Origin of the sequence: Trichococcus ilyis (assembly GCF_900109135.1) — a bacterium.
GTDB lineage: Bacteria > Bacillota > Bacilli > Lactobacillales > Aerococcaceae > Trichococcus > Trichococcus ilyis.
The window spans coordinates 236,691-259,330 of sequence record NZ_FNYT01000001.1 but is presented as its reverse complement, the minus strand read 5'-3'; the positions used below and the strand labels follow the sequence as shown (position 1 = coordinate 259,330).

The 22,640-nt window shown below is 51.4% G+C and carries 16 protein-coding genes; 15 read left to right on the top strand and 1 reads right to left on the bottom strand.

Going from position 1 to position 22,640, the window contains the following annotated elements; genetic code table 11:
* Positions 1 to 36 precede the first annotated feature (36 nt).
* From nirB to BMX58_RS01070, 10 genes are all read left to right on the top strand, one after another.
* Positions 37 to 2,460, top strand: coding sequence for a nitrite reductase large subunit NirB (gene nirB, locus BMX58_RS01115; protein ID WP_068620369.1), 2,424 nt, complete (start codon positions 37 to 39; stop codon positions 2,458 to 2,460).
* Between the two features lies 1 nt (position 2,461).
* Entirely contained in the window at positions 2,462 to 2,779 is a 318-nt protein-coding gene (locus BMX58_RS01110) for a nitrite reductase (NAD(P)H) small subunit (RefSeq protein WP_068620370.1), read from the top strand.
* Positions 2,776 to 3,747: a uroporphyrinogen-III C-methyltransferase gene (gene cobA, locus BMX58_RS01105; RefSeq protein WP_068620371.1), complete on the top strand. Its 972-nt coding sequence runs from the start codon at positions 2,776 to 2,778 to the stop codon at positions 3,745 to 3,747. The genes BMX58_RS01110 and cobA overlap by 4 nt, the downstream gene beginning before the upstream one ends.
* The gene (locus tag BMX58_RS01100; protein ID WP_068620372.1) at positions 3,735 to 4,508 is read left to right on the top strand and encodes a formate/nitrite transporter family protein; all 774 of its coding nucleotides are present in this window, start codon (positions 3,735 to 3,737) and stop codon (positions 4,506 to 4,508) included. Before cobA ends, BMX58_RS01100 begins: the two co-directional genes overlap by 13 nt.
* Before the next feature lie 61 nt (positions 4,509 to 4,569).
* A complete protein-coding gene (hemC, locus tag BMX58_RS01095; protein WP_068620373.1) occupies positions 4,570 to 5,454 on the top strand; it encodes a hydroxymethylbilane synthase in 885 nt (294 codons plus the stop codon).
* 32 nt (positions 5,455 to 5,486) lie between these two features.
* Complete coding sequence (locus BMX58_RS01090) at positions 5,487 to 6,122, top strand: uroporphyrinogen-III synthase (protein ID WP_162268590.1); 636 nt, start codon at positions 5,487 to 5,489, stop codon at positions 6,120 to 6,122.
* Positions 6,123 to 6,307: 185 nt separating this feature from the next.
* Positions 6,308 to 7,441: an AAA family ATPase gene (locus BMX58_RS01085; RefSeq protein ID WP_068620376.1), complete on the top strand. Its 1,134-nt coding sequence runs from the start codon at positions 6,308 to 6,310 to the stop codon at positions 7,439 to 7,441.
* Between the two features lie 182 nt (positions 7,442 to 7,623).
* The gene (cysK, locus tag BMX58_RS01080; protein WP_068620378.1) at positions 7,624 to 8,547 is read left to right on the top strand and encodes a cysteine synthase A; all 924 of its coding nucleotides are present in this window, start codon (positions 7,624 to 7,626) and stop codon (positions 8,545 to 8,547) included.
* Between the two features lie 251 nt (positions 8,548 to 8,798).
* On the top strand, positions 8,799 to 9,722 hold the full coding sequence (locus tag BMX58_RS01075; RefSeq protein ID WP_068620380.1) for a metallophosphoesterase: 924 nt from the start codon (positions 8,799 to 8,801) through the stop codon (positions 9,720 to 9,722).
* Positions 9,723 to 9,863: 141 nt separating this feature from the next.
* Complete coding sequence (locus BMX58_RS01070; protein WP_068620382.1) at positions 9,864 to 10,562, top strand: DNA/RNA non-specific endonuclease; 699 nt, start codon at positions 9,864 to 9,866, stop codon at positions 10,560 to 10,562.
* Positions 10,563 to 10,623: 61 nt separating this feature from the next.
* Here the strand turns inward: BMX58_RS01070 and BMX58_RS01065 are convergent, their stop codons facing one another.
* On the bottom strand, positions 10,624 to 11,082 hold the full coding sequence (locus BMX58_RS01065; RefSeq protein ID WP_068620384.1) for a VanZ family protein: 459 nt from the start codon (positions 11,080 to 11,082) through the stop codon (positions 10,624 to 10,626).
* 251 nt (positions 11,083 to 11,333) lie between these two features.
* On the opposite strand from BMX58_RS01065, the gene BMX58_RS01060 reads away from it, so the two are divergent.
* The 5 genes from BMX58_RS01060 (at position 11,334) to BMX58_RS01040 (ending at position 22,565) form a co-directional block, all read left to right on the top strand.
* Complete coding sequence (locus tag BMX58_RS01060) at positions 11,334 to 13,781, top strand: ATP-binding protein (protein WP_068620386.1); 2,448 nt, start codon at positions 11,334 to 11,336, stop codon at positions 13,779 to 13,781.
* Between the two features lie 273 nt (positions 13,782 to 14,054).
* On the top strand, positions 14,055 to 16,457 hold the full coding sequence (locus BMX58_RS01055; RefSeq protein ID WP_068620388.1) for a L,D-transpeptidase family protein: 2,403 nt from the start codon (positions 14,055 to 14,057) through the stop codon (positions 16,455 to 16,457).
* A gap of 100 nt (positions 16,458 to 16,557) precedes the next feature.
* Positions 16,558 to 17,352, top strand: a complete 795-nt coding sequence (locus tag BMX58_RS01050) for a carbon-nitrogen hydrolase family protein (RefSeq protein WP_204243732.1) — start codon at positions 16,558 to 16,560, stop codon at positions 17,350 to 17,352.
* Between the two features lie 251 nt (positions 17,353 to 17,603).
* On the top strand, positions 17,604 to 21,128 hold the full coding sequence (gene nifJ, locus BMX58_RS01045; protein ID WP_204243736.1) for a pyruvate:ferredoxin (flavodoxin) oxidoreductase: 3,525 nt from the start codon (positions 17,604 to 17,606) through the stop codon (positions 21,126 to 21,128).
* 180 nt (positions 21,129 to 21,308) lie between these two features.
* Positions 21,309 to 22,565, top strand: coding sequence for a hypothetical protein (locus BMX58_RS01040; protein ID WP_131814017.1), 1,257 nt, complete (start codon positions 21,309 to 21,311; stop codon positions 22,563 to 22,565).
* The last annotated feature ends 75 nt before the right edge of the window (positions 22,566 to 22,640 follow it).

Below are 22,640 nucleotides of genomic sequence, written 5' to 3'. Positions count from 1 at the left end.
TGAATTTCATAACAACGAATAGAAGAGGGTGCGCAGATGAAAGAACAGTTGGTCTTGATCGGAAACGGTATGGCGGGAGTCCGCTTGGTTGAGGAAATTCTGGAAAGGGATCCGGAACGCTACGCTATCACTATCATCGGGAAGGAATGCTACCCGAACTACAACCGCATCATGCTTTCCAATGTGCTGCAGAACAAAATGACGGTTGATGAAATCATCACCAATCCATACACGTGGTACGAAGAAAATAATATCACGCTGATCAATGAAGATCCGGCGGTCGGAGTCGATGCAGCAAAAAAACTCATTACAACCGAAAAAGGGCTGAAGGTCCCTTACGATAAATTGGTTTTTGCGACAGGTTCGCATCCTTTCATTCTGCCGATACCCGGTTCGCAGAAAGACGGCGTAGTCGCTTTCCGCACCATCGACGATACGGCTGAAATGATGGAAGCTGCCGGCAAGCACAAGAGAGCTGTCGTCATCGGCGGCGGTTTGCTCGGTCTGGAAGCCGCGAAAGGTCTCCAGCTGCAGGGAATGGACGTCACCGTGGTCCATTTGGCCAAATGGCTGATGGAAACCCAGCTGGATGAAAGGGCCGGTAAAATGCTGCAGAAAGACCTGGAGGCGCAGGGGCTGAAGTTCCTGCTCGAGCACGCAACAACCGAAATCTTGGGCGAAGCGCGCGTTACCGGCCTGCGCTTCAAGGACGGCAGCACGATCGAAACGGACCTTGTCGTCATGTCGATCGGCATCCGGCCTGCTGCCGAATTGGCGCGCGAAGCCGGCCTGGAAGTGAACCGCGGGATCGTCGTCAATGACTTCATGGAAACCAACCTACCGGAAATCTACGCAATCGGTGAATGCGTAGAGCATGACGGGAAAACCTATGGCCTGGTTGCCCCATTGTTTGAACAAGGCAAAGTGCTGGCCGATGCGCTGACCGGCATCGAAGCCAAACCCTACCAGGGATCGAAGACGTTCACTTCCCTGAAAGTTTCCGGCTGCGATCTGTATTCGGCGGGGAACATCATGGATACGGATGGCCTACAGAGCATCGAGGCCTATGACGGCGTCAACGGCAACTACAAAAAAGTGTTCATCAAGGACAACCGCATCGAGGGTATCGTCCTCTATGGAGAAACCTCCGACGGGAACCGTTACTACAACATGATGAAAAAAGGTCAGGAAATCGCTGATCTGCAATCCATAGCGATTTTGCAGGCTGCCGGCGAAGAGGCGGGAAGTGATGATGTCGTGGCTTGGGATGATGAAGAGACCGTCTGCGGCTGCAACGGCGTCACGAAAGGCGACATCATCCGAGGCATCCGCGAAAAAGGCTTGACGAATGTAGCTGAAGTCGGCAAAGTCACCAAAGCCGGAACCAGTTGCGGAAAATGCAAGCCACAAGTCCAGACTTTGCTGGAGCACGAATTGGGCGAGGGCGTCACGGCCTCTACCGGCATCTGTTCCTGCACGGATCTGAACAGAGATCAGGTCATGACGCAGATTTATGCGAAGCATCTGACGACAAGCGCGGACGTATTCAAGGAACTGCATTTTGCAAATCCTGAGGGCTGCGCGAAATGCAGACCGGCTGTCAATTTCTATCTGAACGTCGCCTTCCCGACTGAACACAAAGATGAGCGCCAATCACGCTATGTGAACGAGCGCATGCATGCCAATATCCAAAAGGACGGCACGTTCTCGGTCATCCCGAGAATGCGGGGCGGCCAGACGAATCCGCAACAGTTGCTTCAGATCGCCAAGGTAGCCGAAAAGTACAATGTGCCTTTGGTGAAGGTCACCGGCAGCCAACGGATCGGCTTGTACGGCGTCAAGAAGCAGGACCTGCCAGCCATCTGGAAAGAATTGGATATGGTTTCGTCACAAGCCTACGCGAAAGCCTTCCGTTCGGTCAAAACCTGTGTCGGCAAAAACTTCTGCAGATTCGGCACACAGGATTCGATGGGCCTTGGCATCAAATTGGAAGAGCGCTTTGAGTTCATCGATACGCCGCATAAATTCAAAGTCGGCGTATCGGCTTGCCCGCGCAGCTGCGTGGAATCCGGCGTGAAAGATTTCGGCATCATCTGTGTCGAAAACGGCTATCAAATCTACATCGGCGGCAACGGCGGGACTGAAGTCAAGGAAGCACAGCTGCTGACGACAGTGGAAACCGAAGCGGAAGTCATCGAATATTGCGGCGCCCTGCTGCAATACTACCGCGAAACAGGCATTTACGCCGAAAGGACAGCGCCATGGATGGAACGGTTAGGGTTTGAGGCTGTTAAGCACATCCTGAGCGATGCAAGCAAACGCAAAGACCTGATCGAGGCATTGGATGTGGCGACAGCAGCAAAACGCAAAGATCCATGGCACGAAGTCGTCGGCGACCGCGACATCCAGGAAAAATTGTATTCGATCGACAGAAGAGAACTTGTAACGGTGGGTGATTAAGATGACAGAAAAAATATTTTTGACCAAAACTGAAACCTTGCTGCCGCAGATCGGACGCTCCGTATCGATCGGAAGCAAAAAACTGGCCCTTTTCCAACTGTCCGATGGCCGCATCACGGCCATCGAAGATTTTTGCCCGCTGACAGGCGGCCCCGTTCTGGAAGGGACCGTATCCGGAGAATACCTCTACGAACCGCTGCGGGATTACAAGATTTCCTTGATCGACGGCCGCATCCAGGACCCGGACGAAGGGCAACTCAAGGTGTATGAGCTATTGCAGGAAGACGGGAACATCTACCTGAAAGGCACTGCCTTATGATCCATTTCGTCGGCGCCGGACCGGGCGATCCGGAATTGATCACCGCGAAGGGTGTGCGGCTCCTGCAGCATGCCGATGCGGTCATCTACGATCGGCTGGTCAACCCGTTGCTGCTTTTTCATTGCAAAGAGGATTGCCTTTTCATTTATGTAGGGAAAACGCCCGATCAACCTTCGATCAACCAGGCTGAAATCAACGCGAAGCTGATCGAAACAGCCGGCTCGCATGAATCGGTCGTCCGACTCAAAGGCGGCGATCCAGCCATCTTCGGCCGTCTGACGGAAGAACTGGAGGCCTGCCAGGAGGCGGGTATCCGTTTCGAAATCATTCCCGGAATCACCGCAGCCAGCGGGACAGCCAGCTACAGCGGCATTTCGCTGACCCAAAGAGGCGTAGCCACGGCGGTGACTTTCACGACCGGACGGCTGATCGCCAACGAAAAAAACACTTTCCAGCAATTGCTGAATGGCCAAACCGTCTGCCTTTACATGGGGGTGGAGGCGCTCGACCGCTTTGTGGCGGCGGCTCTGGCGCAAGGTCTGAAAGCGGACACCCCTATGCTGATCACCCAGTGGGGGACATACGGTAGGCAGTCGAAAACACAAGGAACGCTTGCGGACATCAGGCAAAAAATCAGTGCTGCCAAAATCGAGAATCCGGCCATGATCATCCTGGGCGAAGTCGTCCATGCCGGGGAACGTTTCGACTGGTTTTCGGACTTGCCGCAAAAAGGTGCATCCAAGCTGTACGTATCAAGCCGGAAACCGGATCTGGATGCGCTGCTGGAAGAGACGCAAAAAGGCGCTGACGTCTGGTGGGTGCAAGTAGGCGAAAGCCGGGACCGCCGCTTTGATCAGGTGAACAGCCACTACTTGGCGGAACAGCATTTCGAAACCATCATCTTTGATGATGCAACAGCAAAAAAAATATATGAAGCGGAAATGGGGAAAACACCATGGGAGCATTGACCCCGAAAGAATTATTGGAAGATGCCATTATCAGAGGGAAACACAAAGCCGATTACAGCATCATGACGATGGCGACACTGGGCATCATGGCTGGCGTCTTCATCGGACTGGCGGGGGTCGCCATGATCCGCACTATGGGCTCGATGCCAACCGAATGGGGCACGCTCGTCAACCTGTTGGGAGCGATGGTTTTCCCGGTCGGACTCATTTGCCTGCTGTTGGTGGGCGGTGAATTGGTGACAGGGAACATGCTTTCCGTGTCGCTCGCTTTGTTTGCAAAAGAAATTTCCGGAAAAGCATGGCTGAAGAACATGGCGGTCGTCACACTCTTCAACCTGATCGGGGCCTTGCTTGTGGCATATTTCTTCGGCTATTTGTCCGGCACACTGCAAGGAGCTTTCATCGATCGGACGATCGCTGTCTCCAGAGGCCGAATCGATGTGGCACCCGTTCAGCTTTTCTTTTCAGCGGTTGCCTGCAACATCCTGGTCTGCACAGGCGTTTACATGAACTATGCAGCCAAAGATTTCATCGGCAAAATCTTCGGTACCTTTCTGCCGATCATGGCTTTCGTGGTCGCCGGTTATCAGCATGTCGTCGCAAATATGTTCTTGATTCCGGCAGGGATTTTTGCCGGAGGAGCGACTTGGACGGAATTCATGCTGAACATCAGCATCGTCTGGATAGGCAATCTGGTCGGCGGCGGCTTCTTCATGGGTGGACTGTATTTCCTTGCTTACAGAATCGGTATGCAGAAATGATGATTTGCGTTTGAATCGTGGCGAAAGTCCTCTATAATTGGGTAAGAAGGGAGGTCGCTGCATGAGGAAACTGAAAGTAGGAACACGGAGCAGTGCGTTGGCACTGAAACAAACGGAATTGGTCATCGAGGCTCTGAAAAGCGTGGATCCATCCGTTGCTGTCGAGGTTGTCGGCATCACCACCAAAGGCGACAGGTTGGTGCATGTGCCGTTGACGCAAATCGGCGGCAAGGGCGTATTTGTGAAGGAGGTCGAGGCCCAGCTGATGGATGGGACGATCGATTTTGCCGTACACAGCCTCAAGGATATGCCTGCCCGCTTGCCGGAAGGCTTGACGATCGTTGCCACGCCAAAACGGGCGAATCCTTTCGATTGCCTGATCTGGAACGACGACAAGCCTTTCCCCGACACAAGTGCGCCTTTGGTGATCGGCACCAGCAGTGTTCGCCGGATCAACCAATTGAAGACGGCATTTCCGAACATGTCGTTTGTGCCGATCCGCGGCAATATCGAGACACGATTGCGGAAGATGAAGGAAGAAAAGCTGGACGGCATCGTACTGGCAGCAGCCGGGCTTGAAAGGATGGATTATCTGAAGGGGCTGCATACGCTTATGCTTGAGCCGGAAGTGTGCGTTCCAGCAATCGGACAAGGGATCATGGCCGTCCAATGCCGCGAAGAGGACAAGGAACTGATCGGGCTGCTCAGCGGCATCAATGACGAAGCGGCTTCGTTGGCTTGCCTTACGGAACGTTCTTTCCTGCACCGCGCCAACGGCAACTGCGACTTGCCGATAGGCGGCTATGCCCATCGCATGGGTGATGGGCAATGGGAATTTTTGGCATTCCTGGCCGATTCGATCGATGAACCGGGAATCACGAAGCGTTATGTCGGGGAAAATCCGCTGAAACTGGCGGAAAGCGCCGCAGACGAATTGTTGCCATGACGAAAGCGCTGTTGTTGACGAGGCCATTATCCATGAATGCCGAGGATCAACTGAGGTTCCGTGCAGAGGGGTTCGATCGGTTTTATGAAATACCCTTATGTGAAATCAAACCGTTGCCGATAACGGAGTCCATCAAAACAAAAATAAATGCGGCCGAATGGCTTTTCTTCACGAGCCAAGCGCCTGTAGCAAGCGTCCTGGCCGTCATCGACAAGGGTCGGCATCCGCTGATAGCTGTCATCGGCAAGAAAACCGCCGAAGCGGTCCGAGCGTGCGGCTTTGAAGTGGCTTTCGTGAGCCCGCAGGAAACAAAAAAGCAGTTTGTTTCCGCGTGGCAGGAAAGTTTCCCGGCCGGAACGACGATCTTCTATCCGAAGAGCCAACTCGCCGATGATGCCATCGAGGAACTCCTGGGGATCGAAAACGAAGTGACCGGTTCGGTCCTGTACCATAATGTCTTCCTGGAGGAACGCAAAGCGGAATTGACGGAGCTGCTCAACTTGGGTAAGCTGTCCGCTGTTTACTTCGCCAGCCCATCTGCATGGACTAGGTTCCTTTCGGTGTATGACAAATCCGATAAAAAACCGCTGATTTTCTACGCCATCGGAGCGACCACCAAGAATGCGATCAGCAAAAGCGGCCATGAAGCTGTACTGTTTCAAAGATAAGCCAGCGGGCGCAAAGATCATAGCGATCTGAGCGCCTGCTTTTTTTGTCCTCTCCCAGGTTTTCTGCGCATCCGGCCTTGGGGGTGGACCTTCTTGCTATACGCTTCGGTGAGGAAGTTGTAGAATGTTAGTGACAGGCACGACAGGCACCGAATAGAATACGTTCTGCAGAAGGGAGAATCGAGATGGGAAATCTGTACAAGGATAAATTAAACGGCAGCCGGATCGGCATCGTTTTCGGGGCGTTCGCCCCTTGCCATATCGGCCATTTGGAAGTCATCCTGCAGGCCAAGAAAGAGAACGACGGGTGTGTTGTGATCGTCTGCGGAGAAGATGGTGATTGCGGCGAGCCGTTCGGTCTGGATGTCTACAGGCGATTCCGCTATATGCGCGAATTATTTGCCGATGATAACCAGATCTATGTCGTGATGGCGGCCGGACAAGGCATCCCGCAGAAAGAAACCGAGTGGGAGTCCTGGCTGAAAATCATCAACCTCAAGATAGCCGATTCGCTTCAGCGTAGCGATGCTCAAAAGATTTGGTATACCGGGAAAACGTTGCAGGCTGAGGCATTGGAAAAAGAATCGAGCGACGAAGTCCATCTGGTGGATACAAGTCTGTACCCGGTTACCGGCCTGAATATCCGCAACGACGCCTTGCGATATTTCAATGCCATCGCTTTGCCTTTCCGACGGGCATTCACGAAAAAGGTGCTGGTTCTGGGCGCTCCGAGCGGAGGGAAAACGACACTGGTCAAGGATTTGGCAAAATTGTACTCCTGCCCCTTCAGTTTCGAATATTCACGCCAGTATCAGGAAGAATCGAATGTGAATGATTTCGAGCTGGATGGCATGGACTATCAGCGGTTAGTCACGGGCCAATTCCAATTGAACCGGGACACGATTGCGGATCCTGCCAGTCAGGGGATGGCAATCTTGGACACGGACGTGATGGTCACAAAAGTCTACGCACGCCTTGGCGCAGAGGATGAGGATTATGCGATCACTTCGGCAGAATATGCGATAGTGGAGCAGTCGGCCAACGCCTTTATTGCGCGCCAATTGTGGGACCTGATCCTGGTTGTGCCGCCGACTCTGAAATATGTCGACGATGGCTACCGCAATATGGAATTTTCAGAGGATGCCTTTTTGACGACCATCCATGAGATGATGCTGGAGGAAATCGCAAGCAGCGGAAACATGGATAAAGTGGTCTTGCTGGATGCGAAAGGGATCGGCGATAAGGACGAATTCAGCTACTATGCCCGTTACAAACAAGCAAAAGAAGCGATCGATCAACTGATGGGGCACAAACAATAAGACAATCGGATATGCAAGCAAGGGTGTTCGGAATAACCGATCACCCTTGTTCGTTTATGTCTGATTTTCACTAAAGGTTTCGCGTGTTATGCTACCCTTATCACCCAAGGTTAGGGAAATGGCAACACGCTCAAATTTTGGCACAGAAAATCGTAAATTACACACTCAATGGGGGAATCATAATGGTTAAGATAGTATCATCTGTAGCAGAGCTGATCGGCGATACGCCAATCATTAAATTAAGCAGTGTCGTACCGGAAGGCTTCGCCGATGTCTATTTGAAATTGGAGGCGTTCAATGTCGGCGGCAGCGTAAAGGATCGCATCGCCTTGAACATGATCGAAACTGCAGAGGAAGATGGCATCTTGAAGCCGGGCGACACGATTGTGGAGCCGACAAGCGGCAACACCGGCGTAGGCTTGGCGATGTTGGCGGCGGCAAAAGGCTATAAATCCGTATTTGTGATGCCGGATACGATGAGCATCGAGCGACGGTTGTTGCTTTCGGCCTATGGCGCCGAACTCGTTCTGACGCCGGGTGCCGAGGGAATGCCTGCAGCTATCGCAAAAGCCAGAGAAATAGCAGCCCAACCAGGCCATTTTCTGCCGCTGCAATTCGAAAACCCAGCCAATCCGGCAATCCATGAAACGACGACCGGTCCGGAAATCATCGCAGCTTTCGGCGGCGTCGGCCCAGATGCCTTCTTATCGGCTGTCGGCACAGGCGGCACGATCACAGGGGTAGGGAGAGCGTTGCGGAAAGCGAATCCGGCTGTAGGCATATATGCTTTGGAACCTTCCGAATCAGCCGTTTTGAGCGGCGGCCAAAAAGGACCGCACAAAATCCAGGGAATCGGTACCGGCTTCATTCCGCAAGTCTTGGACACAGCTGTATTCGACGGCGTCTTCCAGGTTTCCAGTGAGGAAGCTTTCGCAATGACCCGCAGATTGGCCAAAGAGGAAGGCATTCTGGTGGGCATCTCCAGCGGCGCGGCAGTGGCAGGAGCCATCGCTTTGGCCGGGCAACTTGGTGCCGGCAAGTCGGTAGTGACGATCGCGCCGGATAACGGCGAGAGATACCTTTCCACACCAGTGTTTCAGAATTAAGCGATATACCGAACCGTGCTAGTGCCCCAACCACAGGAATTGCTCCTGATGTGGTTGGGGCACTTTTTTTGTGTATCCTGACTTAGTGATGGCGTATGTAGATGGGCAGCACGCGGTCGGCAACATCGGGGGGAAATCGGCGGCGTGATGGTCCTTTCCAGTATGCTGCTGTTGAGGCGCTAAATAGTGGCGCTTCCCACCTTGGAGAACTATAATATAGATATGGGATTCTGTGAGATGGGGTGGAGTGCATGTTTACGGATAAACGACTGACGGAGGCCTACGAAAAAGCTAGGGTCGAATACATCGACGATACTTCCAATTATGTTTTTTTGAGCGACTGCCACAGAGGCGATGGGAGTCTTTCGGATGAATTCGCACGAAACAAAAACATTTTTTTGCATGCGATGGAGTACTATTACAAAAACGAATTCATCTACGTTGAGAACGGGGACGGTGATGAACTTTGGGAGCATCACGAGTTCAAGCACATCAAAAATGCCCATCCGGAGGTATTCGCTGTCCTGAAGCGATTTTATGACGAAAAACGCTTGATCATGATCTACGGGAACCACAATATCTACCTGAAAAGCCAATGGTATGTGGAGCAAAATTATTTCCGAAACTACGATGAGTATACCGAATTCTTCTATGATTTCCTCCCTGGGATCCGACCGATCGAAGCGTTGGTTTTGAAGGAACGCAAAACGAAACAGGAAATATTCGTCGTCCATGGCATGCAGGGGGATATGCCCAACGATCAACTGTGGTATCCGACGATGCTCTCTTTGAAATATTTTTGGCGGTTCCTGCATGCTTTCGGCGTCAAAAGTCCGACGAGCCCCGTGAAAAATATGAACAAACGGCATAAAATCGAAAAAAATTACGTGAAGTGGATCCAGAAGCATGAAAAAATGCTGATCTGCGGACATACGCACCGCTTCAAATATCCGAAGACAAAAGATCTGCCTTATTTCAATTCGGGGTGCTGCATCTATCCGACCAGCATCACCGCCATCGAAATCACCGGCGGCCAGATCCAATTGGTAAGATGGAAAACGCGGGTGAATGAGGACGGCCTGCTCCAGATCAAAAGGGAAGTCATGCGCGGACCGGATCCGATCGCAAAATTCGATATCCGGTCGAGTGTCCGGACTGACCCTGCAGCTGAATAATAGTTAAGAAACGATCTTTCCACCCAAAAGGAAAGGTCGTTTTTTTTCGAACATAACTGCGGCCGGAAATCGGTTTGCACTCCCAATGGTTGACTGTTAGAATGGATGAATGCTTTCATTCTTGTTAAGTGGGGGGAACAAATGGCAAAAAGAAAAAATTCGGGCAAAAACAAATTTTTGCGGCTTCTGTTGCTGCTTGCATGGTTTTTCGTCCTTACTTGGATCGAAATACACGAAGGGGTCGATCCGAATTCAGAACAGACCGGTAAGCCCGGCACTTCGATCATTCTCTCCGCCGATGATGCGCCCCGATACACGGGTGCGGACTTTCTCGAACTGAATGGAGGAAGAAGTACGTTTGATGCATCGGAATTGCATTTTGAGGGAGAAGGCTGGGTCAACTACGGTGATTTGGATGAGCTGAACCGGGTCACAACTATGGATGCCATGATCACGCCGGAAATGTACCAGACCGGTACCGATGCAGACAGCAGCATTCTGCCGACTGGCTGGTCGAAGAGCAATCAGAATGATTCCAATCCCAAGCAGCTGAACCGCGGGCATCTGCTGGCGGATGTGCTCGGCGGCAGCGGCGAGGACTGGCGCAATCTGGTGACGTTGTACCGCAACGCCAACTACCCGGCCATGTATTTTGCCTCGGAATACATCATCAGCGAGGCGATCCAGTCGGGAACCACGGTCCGTTATCGCGTAACGCCCGTTTTCCAGGGTGATGAATTGCTCTGCAAAGGACTGCACATCATGGCAAAAAGTGTCAACGATGATTCTGTCGACCTGAACGTCTATGTCTTCAACGAGCCCAAAGATGACATCAATTAGCGTGCTATCAACCACTGCAACAAAATAAACAGGCATCCGTTTAGTTTTGGCGGATGCCTGTTTATTTTCTGCAGATAAGCTTATTTTGCCGCACCGTCAGTCTCTGTTTCCACTCATACAGCATGATCCCGGTAAGTCCCCCAGCGGTATCGATCATCACATCGAAAAAGGCCGGACCTCTTCCCGGAATGAAGGATTGATGGAATTCGTCCGAGCAGGCATACAGAAATACGAACAACAAAGCGTGAAAATCTGATTTCCAGGACGGTTCCTGCTCTTTGCGGTACCGTAAAAAAAGGATTGCCAGAATCAAATATTCGCTGAAATGGCCGGCCTTGCGGACTATGTAACTGAGCGCCCCCTGAACGGAACTTCCCGGACCGATCCCAATCAGGCTCAGCAATTCCAGAAGGATGCCGCTCGTTTGCGAGGAATCCTGACCATTTTGGTGGGAAAGGAAAAAAATCACGCCCATCCAGAGACATAAGGCTGTTAATTTGGGGTTAAAAGTAAAACGCATATTCGTGTGTCCCTCCGTCCTATTGCATCAGTATAGCGCAGCAAGTCCGAGCTGAAAAGTGGATAACGATAATTTTCAAGCAATAATAATCAGCGTCATAGTGTAACAATCAAATCAAAATCGATAAAATTCCACTTCTCATCAAAATTGTTATACAATAGAGTTGAAATATGATAACGCTTTCCGTTGTTGCCTGGTGATTACTTTTGCCCGGGTAACCGGCGCAATCCAACAGTAAAGGAGTCCTTTTCATGTCTCTAGAAGAAAAATACCGTATCCCGGTCGAGAAGCTGCGCTGGAGTTATCTGTACACCGGTGAACTGGATTTTTGCGAATCATCCAAGGATGTTCCGCCATTGCAGGGCATCATCGGCCAGGACCGGGCCGTGAAATCGATGGATTTTGGTTTGGGGATGGCGGTTCCCGGCTACAATATTTTCGTTTCCGGACCGCCAGGAACCGGGAAGAGCACCTACGTCCAGACCGTTGTATCCAGATTGGCAGAGAAAGGCAATACGCCTGATGATTGGTGCTATATCTATAATTTTGCCGATCGGGACAAACCGATTGCGGTGGCTCTGCCTGCAGGCCAAGGTAAGATATTCCGCAATGACATGAGCGAGTTCGTGGAGGATATGCGCAGCCTCATCCCGAAAACGTTCGAAAGCAGCGATTATGACCAACAGAAAGGCACCATCATCCAAGTGGTCCAGGAAAAGGTGGATGCTGTTTTCCGGAGCATCGAACAGGAAGCCCTCAAAGCGGGATTCATCGTCAGGCAAGCACCTGGACGCGTGGCCTTGATTCCTATCAGGGACGGCAAGCAGCTCTCGCCGGAAGAATACAAAGCACTTTCGGCGGATGAACGCAAAGTCATTGATGAAAATACCTACAAGCTTGAAAAAAGGCTGGATGAAATCATCCGCGGTTCCCGTGCGCTCGAGAAAGAGGCCGATAAACAGCTCAAGGAATTGGACATGCAGATCACCCGATTTGCGACAGAGCCCCCCATCGCCCGATTAAAAGAAAAATACGCATATTCGGAAAAAATCCAGGATTATCTGGATAAAGTTCTGACCGACATCACCGAGAACAATATCATTTTCCGGTTGGCCGATGCTCCGCAAGCGCAAAATCCTTTTCAGTTGCAGGAGAATGATGGCGATCCCTTCATAAAATACAAAGTCAATCTCTTCGTGAACAACGAAAACAGCAAAGGCGCCCCGGCGATCATCGAGCCTTTTACGAACTATTACAATATTTTCGGGAAAATCGAATACAAAAACCAATTCATGTTCACTACGACCGACTTCACTATGGTGAAAGCCGGTGCCATCCACCAAGCCAATGGCGGCTATTTGGTGCTGCAGGCGAAGGATGTCCTGTTCGATCCGTTCATGTGGGATGCCCTGAAAAAGGTGTTGAAGCACCAACAAGCCCTGATCGAGAATATCGGCGAGCAATACCGCTACGTGCCGACCTTGACGCTTAAACCGGAAACGATCCCCTTGAACGCCAAAATCATTCTGATCGGCAGTCCGATATTCTACAACATTCTGACCTATGATGAAGATTTCCGGAAACTGTTCAAAGTAAAGGTCGATTTCGATATCAGCATGGATCGCAATGAAGAAAACATCCGGAAATACGTCTCCTTCATCAGTTCGATCTGCGAGGATTCGGGAATCCTTCATTTTGACCGCAGCGGCTTAGGGAAAATCATTGAGTACGGGTCCCGCCTTGCGGGTAATCAGACCAAACTGTCCACGCAATTCAACGAAATCACGGAAATCGTCCATGAATCCAGCGCCATTGCAAAATACGAGAGCGCGACAATCGTTTCTGATGTCCACGTCAAAAAAGCGCTGGCGGACAGGAAATACCGGGCCAATATGATCGAGGAAAAATTCCAGGAAATGGTGATGAGAGGCAAAATCATGATTGACACAGAGGATGCCGTAGTCGGCCAAGTGAACGGCCTTTCGGTCATCCAAACCGAAGAATACGCCTTCGGGCACCCGACCCGGATCACAGCCCGCACCTACATCGGTTCGAATGGCGTGACGAACATCGAGCGCGAAACCAAAATGAGCGGAAGCAGCCACTCAAAAGGGGTACTGACGTTGGCAGGTTTTCTGGGCGGGCAGTTTGCGCAAGAAAAACCGCTGGCAGTGAACGCCCAATTGACTTTTGAACAGAATTACGGTGGCGTCGACGGGGACAGCGCTTCGAGCGCCGAACTTTACGCGCTCCTTTCCAGTCTGGCGGATGTGCCGCTGAAACAGAACTTGGCTGTGACAGGTTCCATCAATCAGAAGGGTGAAATCCAACCGATCGGCGGTGCCACCGAAAAAATCGAAAGCTTTTTTGATCTTTGTGAATCAAAGGGCTTGAGCGGAGAGCAGGGAGTCATCATTCCGGAACAGAATGTGGACGATCTGATGCTCAAGGAAGAAATCATCGCGGCTGTGAAGGATTCCAAATTCCATATCTATTCCGTCAAAACGGTTGCGGATGGGATCGAAATATTGACCGGGCTGAACTGCGGAAAACGCGAAACAAATGGGACATACACGGAGGGCAGCGTCTTCCATAAAGTCCAACAGAAGTTGGAAAAATACAACAAGAGCATCGAAGCAGCGCAAAATGCAAATGATTTGCTCAACAACTATAACAGTGACGCGTACGATCCGGAATGATGCGGTCCTGCAAAATTGTATGCAGATATTTCAGCTGAAAGGAAGAGTCAGGCAGAAACCAATCGGGTCCTGCCTGACTCTTTTATAAATTCCGTCAGAAAATTTTCACTGTCAGGCGGGAAATAGATTATATATATTGAAGATAAAATATATATTGATATAATGAATGTAAGAAGTCTGAATATATGGAGTCTATTTCCGAATCGCCGGCAACTTAAATTTTTTTTAAAAACGTAAGCCTTTACAATATCGAACAGATTGGTGGGGTTAGTCATGAAAAAATTGCGTAAAGTCAAAGCTCAATGGTGTGCCGTTATGGTTTGCGGTCTGTCCGCAGCCGTGCTGCTGGCGGCACCAGCACCCGCAGCTTTTGCAGATACTACCGGAACGGATGCAAGCAGCGCCAATGGGGGCGAGTCCACCCAAACAGAATCACCAGACATAATCGAGCAATCAACCATTATTGATGAGGAAACGAACCCTGCTGCCGATGTTCCGCCGGACGATACTATTGCAGAATCCGCAGCATCTTCATCAACTGCAGCAGAGGCGGCTCCTTCTGACGAAGCTGAACAAATTATTCCTGTAAGCGATGAAGCTAGTTCCACAGAGAGTGGATCCATACCGGGTTCCAACGATCCTGTCCCTCAGTTAAGTGAAACCGATAGCGCAGAGTCCGCTCCGACATTGGAAATGACTGCCACTGCAGCAATTCTACCCGAAGTACAAGAAAGCTCTTCGGACGTAGTCGTTTTATACACAGCTATAATTGCCAAAGGGGACTTTACGCTCGACAGCCTGCCTTGGGGTTACCCCGGTTATGCCTTCCGTTACATGACGAATGATTTTTTGGGTCAAAAAGTTGAAGTGATCAAAGAATCACAGAACGGACTTTATGCACTGGCGACATTGAACGGCGAAAAATTGGGCTGGGTCGACAAACGGGCGTTGACGGAAATTGTCCTCATCCCTAAAGTACAAGATCTCCCCTCAGCGGTTGCTGTTGATTATACTGCACGCATCACCGGAAAGAGCTTTTCGATTGATAGCCTGCCCTGGGGATACGCTGGATACCAGTATATGGGAATGAGCACAGATTATCTGGATCAAAATATACAAGCTGAAAAAGAAACCGCAAACGGGCAGTATGTGCTGGTTTCCCTGAATGACGTGAAGTTGGGGTGGATCGACAAACGGGCGCTGTCGGACATCTACAGTCCGCCGAAAGTGCAGGATGTTACAGCAGCACTGACGGTCGACTATGCCGCCCGGATCGGTGCAGCCGGGTTTTCCATCGACAGCTTGCCATGGGGTTATGCCGGATACGCTCAGATGGCCACAAGCGGCGATTATCTGGATCAAAGTGTGCAGGCAGTCAGAGAGACGGCGAACGGACTTTATGCGCTGATCGCACTGAACGGAAACAGACTGGGGTGGATCGACAAACGGGCGTTGACGGATATATACATCCAACCTAAAGTACAGGAGTTGGGTTCGGGAATACCCGTCGATTATACTGCAACCATAGCCGCTGTTGGCTATTCCATCGACAGCTTGCCATGGGGGTACGCCGGGTACGGACAAATCGACACAACCAGCAACCACATCGGCGAACGCATCCAGGCCGTCCAGGAATCACCTGATGGATTATACGTTTTGATATCTTCCAGCGGGAAGCGCTTGGGTTGGGTCGACAAGCGCGCCTTGGCAGATATTGCGGTGCCGCCAAAACTCCAGGATGTCGCGTCAGCAGTCATTGTCGCCTATACCGCAACGGTCACTGCACCGGGCTATTCGATCGACAGCCTGCCTTGGGGCTATGCCGGCTATCAACAGATAGCCACTTCAACGGACTATCTGGGACAACGATTTGAGGCCGTCAAAGAAACCGCCAACGGCTTGTATGTGCTGCTTTCGCTGAACGGCAAAAAACTTGGCTGGATCGACAAGAAAGCTTTAGGGGATTTCAGCTACAGATCACAGGCGCAAAACATTTCCGGCGGGACCGTGGTAAACTATTCGCCGACAATCGCGAAGGCAGGTTTTTCGGTCGATACATTGCCTTGGGGCTATCCGGGATACCAATGGCGGACAAGCACGGACAGCTATCTCGGACAAAAAGTCGATGCGGTCAAGGAATCCGCGGACGGGCATTACGTCCTCCTTTCGCTGAACGGCAGCTATATCGGTTGGGTGGACAAAGCGGCGCTGACGGGACTGCCCACCTATGCCAAAGGGCCGGATTGGACAGTGATCAACGGCTATTTCCGCAGCAATTCCGGAGTCAATTACTACATTGGAAACAGCTATATCATCGTCAGCCTGAGCCAACAGAGCGTATGGGCATATAAGGGAGAGACGCAGATTGTATCCTCTCCGGTCATCACAGGCAAACCATCGGCCAATAATGCCACACCGCGAGGGTTGTTCTACATCCAACCCTACAAACAGTCGCCGTCCGTTCTGATCGGTGAGGATTATGCCTCGCCCGTCAGCTTCTGGATCCCGTTTGTGGGCAATATGGTCGGCCTCCACGATTCACCTTGGCAGACGCACGGCTATGGCGGCGATATCTACCTTTACTATGGCTCGCATGGGTGCGTGAACACACCATACGATGCGGTCCGGACGCTTTATTACAGTTATCCGGTCGGTACGCCAGTTGTTGTCTATTAGAGTCGAAAAGCAGGGACGGCAACACAGCCGTGTCTGCTTTTTTGTGACACTGCATCGATTACACGTTATACTGATGGAAACGAACAGGAGGTTGAACAGCATGAGAATAGCCTTGCTTCAGATGATGGTCACAGCTGATAAGGAAACGAACCTAAAACGGGCAGAAGAATTGGTCAAAAAAGCAGCACAAGGCGGGGCAGATATGGCGGTTCTCCCGGAAATGTTCAATTGTCCGTACGATAACGCCTATTTCCGAGAATACGCAGAACCAAAAGGCGGGGAAACCTACAGAAGGCTGGCGAAAATGGCGGAAGAAAACACCGTCTATGTGGTCGGCGGATCGGTTCCGCAAATCAAAGACAACAAGATCTACAACACAAGTTATACTTTCGATCGCCAGGGCAACGAAATCCACGACTACAGCAAAACCCATCTGTTCGATATCCAGGTTGATGGCGGGCAAACGTTCAAGGAATCCGACACATTGACGCCCGGGGACGGACTGCGCGTGTTCCAGACCGAGTTCGGACTGTTCGGCTTGGGGATCTGCTTTGATATCCGTTTCCAAAGCGACTGGGAGCTGCTCCAGAAACAAGGAGCGATCGTCTGCATCGTGCCCGCCGCGTTCAATATGACGACCGGCCCGGCGCATTGGGAATTGCTGTTCCGGGCGCGCGCTGTCGACAACCAGCTGTTCATGGTGGGGGTCAGCCCTGCCCGCGACCTCGATTTCAGCTACCATGCTTATGGCCATTCGATTGTGGCTGATCCTTGGGGAAGCGTTCTGGCCCAACTGGGATTTGAGGAGGAAATCGTGATCGTGTCGGTGGATCTCGATCGGGTCGCATCCGTCAGAAGACAAATCCCGATTCTTCCCCCAAAAAGGATGGAATAGTCAGAATATCCTTTAACGTACAAAATGAGAAAGGCTGAAATACGCAGTTTGATCTCTTAAATTTTCAGAAAATCGCGATAAAACGCCTTTCTTTGTGTACCGGAGCACTTACTTTTTTGCTATAATGAACGTATGCAAAAGCATCGGTTGGTGCCGTTCTGCGGGTTAAGCACAAGATAAATCAGAAAACAAACCAACCATATGTGAACTATACGATTTGAGAGAAGGAATCCTTTATGTCCAACAAAAAAATGTATATGACTGTCGACGGCAATACTGCCGCAGCCTATACATCATACGCTTTTACCGAAATTTCAGGGATCTATCCCATCACACCATCCTCACCGATGGCCGATGCCGTCGATCATTGGGCGCAGGAGGGCCGCAAGAATATCTTTGGCCAAACCGTGAAAGTAACCCAGATGCAATCCGAAGCAGGCGCGGCGGGCACAGTACACGGCGCGCTGCAAGCGGGCGCCTTGGCGTGTTCCTATACCTCATCGCAAGGGCTATTGCTGATGATTCCCGATCTCTATAAAATGGCCGGACAACTTTTGCCTTCCGTCATCCATGTTGCCGCTCGTGCCGTCGGAGGGCATGCGCTTTCCATCTTCGGCGACCATTCGGACGTGATGGCCTGCAGACAGACAGGATATGCTTTGCTGGCATCCTCGAGCGTACAGGAAACGACGGATTTGGCCGCGGTCGCCCATTTGGCGGCGATCAAGGGGCGCGTCCCGTTCCTGCATTTCTTTGACGGTTTCCGCACTTCGCATGAAATCCAAAAAATCGAGGTCCAATCGTATGATGATCTGGCGGAAATGCTGGACCAGGATGCTTTGAAGGCATTCCGCGACCGCAGCCTCAGTCCGAACCACCCTACACTGCGGGGAACGGCCCAGAATCCCGACGTCTTTTTCCAGACCAAGGAAGCGGCAAACAGATATTACGATGCCGTTCCGGAAATCGTTGCAGGTTATCTGGAAAAGATGAACAAGTTGACCGGCCGAGACTACCGCCTTTTCAATTACTATGGTGCCGTGGATGCCGACCGGGTCATTGTCTGCATGGGTTCCGTCTCTGAGACCGCCTGCGAAACGGCCGATTTCCTGAATCGCATGGGGGAAAAAGTCGGAGTCCTCAACGTGCATCTTTACCGGCCATTCAGCGTAGGTCATTTTCTGAAAGAATTGCCTGACACTGTAAAACGGATTGCGGTACTCGACCGCACAAAAGAAGCCGGCTCCATTGGCGAACCGCTCTTTCTTGACGTCGTCGCTGCCTTCAACAATCGTGGCGATCGGCCGATGATCATCGGTGGCCGCTACGGGTTGGGTTCGAAGGACACGACACCTGAGCAAATTTTCGCGGTCTATAAAAACCTGAAGAAAGAGGAACCGAAGCATCCGTTCACGATCGGCATCAATGATGACGTCACCCACTTGTCCCTTGCGATTGATGAACAAATCGACGTCCGTCCGGAAGGCACGTTCGAGGCGAAATTCTGGGGATTCGGTTCCGATGGGACAGTAGGGGCCAACAAAAATTCGATCAAAATCATCGGGGATCATACCGATATGCATGTCCAGGCCTATTTCTCCTACGATTCGAAAAAATCGGGCGGGGTAACGATTTCCGACCTGCGCTTCGGCAAGGAGCCGATCCATGAGCCGTATCTGATCGAAAAGGCTGATTTTGTGGCTTGCCACAACCATGCCTACGTAAAAAAATACGATATGCTGAAGAACCTGAAACCAGGCGGCGCTTTCCTGCTGAACACCAATTGGCGCGCCGAGGATCTCGAAATGCGTTTGCCCGCCAAAATGAAGCGGTACATCGCCCAAAAAGGGATCGATTTCTATACGATCGACGCCATCAACCTTGCCAAGGAAATCGGCCTCGGCGGACGGATCAACACGATCTGTCAAGCAGCCTTCTTCAAAATCCTGCCTGTCATACCTGCCGAAGAAGCGATGCAGCACATGAAGGAAGCGGCCCGCAAGTCATACGGGCATAAAGGCGAAGCGATCATTTCCATGAATGAAAAAGCGATCGATGCCGGCATGGAAGCAGTCCAAAAAATCAGCATCCCGGACAGCTGGAGGGATGCTCAGGATGAGCCGGAAGCTTTGGGGGATGAACCGGATTTTGTCCGCAACATCGGCAACATGATGGAGCGGATGGAAGGCAACCAATTGCCTGTCAGCGCCTTCTTGGACAGGGCTGACGGAACTTTCCCGCAGGGGACGACGCAATACGAGAAGCGCGAAATCGCCGTCCAGATCCCGATCTGGAACCCCGAGGAATGCATCCAGTGCAACCAGTGCTCCTTCGTTTGTCCGCATGCCGCCATCCGACCGTTCCTGGCCACCGAGGATGAGGCAGCCAATGCCCCTGAAGGTGTGGAGTTCCTTGATGGGATGCGCCCATATAAGGACTACAAATACCGGATCCAAGTGTCCGCTGCCGACTGCACGGGCTGCGGCATCTGCGTCCTGACCTGTCCAGCCCGCAAAAAAGCGATCGAGATGAAAAACCGTGAGGACCACCTGGAGGAAAACAATAACTGGGATTACATGATCCGCCTGCCGCACAAGGAAAATCCGGTCGGCATCAATACGGTGAAAGGCAGCCAATTCGAAAAACCATTGTTCGAATTTTCGGGAGCCTGCGCCGGCTGCGGCGAAACGCCCTACATCAAATTGGTCACCCAAGTGGTGGGCGATCGCATGCAGATCGCGAATGCGACGGGCTGCTCATCCATCTACGGGGGCTCTGCTCCTTCCACACCGTATACGACAAACGAAGCAGGCTGCGGCCCATCTTGGGCAAATTCCCTGTTGGAGGACAATGCGGAATTCGGCCTGGGGATGCACCATGCTACGAAACAGCTGCGCCAGCGGACACTGGAATTGACCGGAGCGCTCCTGGACCTGCCGATCGACGATTCGCTGAGAACATCCGCCAGAGCTTGGGTTGAAGGCTTCAGCGACAAAAACGGCGCCCGCAAATTAGCCGAAGCGTACATCAAGGCTTTGGAAACTGTTGGGACAACGGATCAGCAGATCCAACAATCGGTAACCGAACTTTTGGAATATAAGGACTACCTGATGAAACGTTCGACATGGATGATCGGCGGCGATGGCTGGGCTTACGATATCGGCTTCGGCGGGATCGACCATGTTCTCGCAAGCGGGGAAGATGTGAACATCCTCGTGTTGGATACCGAAGTCTATTCCAACACAGGCGGTCAGGTTTCGAAATCATCCAACCTGGGCGCCATCGCCGAGTTCGCTTCCGGCGGCAAAGCGGTCCGCAAAAAAGACTTGGGCATGATGATGATGAACTACGGCTACGTCTATGTCGCCCAGATTGCGATGGGCGCCAACCCGCGGCATACCCTGAAAGTCATCTCCGAGGCTGAAGCCTACGATGGCCCTTCCATCGTAATCGCTTATTCCCCCTGCATCAGCCACGGCATCAAGTGCGGCCTGACCGTATCGCAGGAACACGAAAAAGATGCGGTGGATGTCGGCTATTGGCACCTTTACCGCTTCCACCCGGAAAACAAACTGAAAGGGAAAAACCCGTTCAAGTTGGATTCCAAGGAACCACAGTTCGAACGTTTCCAGGATTTCCTGATGGAAGAGGTCCGCTACTCTTCGTTGTATAACCAGTATGACGCCGAGCATGTGCAAGCGATTTTCGATGAAAGCCTGGCGGCGGCAAAGGACCGTTACCAGTCCTATGTCCGCTTGGAATCTTATACTGACTAGCTTCGATCCGGAACAGTCGCCCCCTGATAGTGGCGACTGTTCCTTTTTTGATTGCGTAAAGGGAGCAATCAAAGTTGTGACGGCATCGCTAATGTTTTGAGAAAAAGTGCAGGGAAGTCTATAATGGAGGAAAGAGAGCGCTTTACAAAAATCAGTTTGCAGAGGAAGCGAGGAAACGTCATGACGGCAGAAGTAGGGATATTGAACGCGAACGGATTGGTGCTGGCGGCTGATTCGGCTTTGACGATGGGGAACAGCGAACAAATGAAAATATTCAATTCCGGCAACAAGATTTTTTCGCTCGGCCCGACCCATTCGATCGCCATCATGATGTTCGGTAATGTGCTATTCATGGGGATTCCATGGGAAATCATCGTTACGGGTTTTCATCAGAAAATAGGTTCCCGCCCTTTGGATAAGGTCTCGGATTACTGCACCGAATTCTTCAATTATCTTGAGAGCGTGGATGAAATCTACTCCTCGATCTACACTGAAGTGCTCATCATCGGGTACGCGGAGAATGTCAGCAATATTTTGGAAAATACGACTTACATACCTTCACCTGGGGCATTTACGCTGGCGGATTACCAAAAGGCCGTCGAGGAAAAGATTCCGGCGTTGCTGAAAGAAAGCGAAAAAATGAAAAGCATCACCAAAAAGGCGCCGATCAAAGTTTTCTCTGACCGCTACGGGGAGAAGCTGGACGAGGTTTTTAAGGAGCTTTTCGATACCGTATTCCTGGGCCTGAATCTCTATGATAAATTCAAGCCGGATCTGTACAAGCTCGTCAGGAATTATGTATACAGCGACAGCTATTATCCCGACACCTACTCCGGTCTGGTGATCGCTGGCTTCGGTTTCGATGAGCTGTTCCCCAGCATCTATCAGTACGACATAGCCGGTGTCGTCGACAGAGTGATCAAAAAGCGGTTGACTGTGCGCCAAATCGTCATGAATGATTTCGCCGAAGACCGATGTTCCTCGGCCATCGTCCCGTTCGCACAGCAGGACATGGTCCATACGGTCATAAACGGCATAGCGCCGGATCTGGAGGCCGATCTCGGGGAATTGCTCCGCGCCACGCTCAGGAAATTTGTTTCGGAACTGACCGAGAAAAAGTTGTTGAAGGAAAGTGATGCCCAGGAAATCAACAAATTGGAGGCTATGCTGGTCGAATCGGGTCTGGATGCCTTCGACAACATGAAACAGGAACGTCACTTGACCCCTGTATTGATGACGATCGATTCAATGCCGAAGGAGGAACTCGCTCTGATAGCCGAAACGTTGGTCAACATAACCTCCTTTAAAGGCAAAATCTCTTTTTCTATGGAAACGGTCGGGGGGCCGATCGATGTGCTCTTGATCACGAAAGGGGACGGTCCGGTCTGGGTCAAGCGTAAAAACTACTTCACTCCCGACAGCAATCGGCTGCGCTGACAGAAACACAGAAAAATTCCCCCCAAATTCCCGGACTTGGTGTAGAATGAATGAAATGAGCTTTTGGAAGGGGCT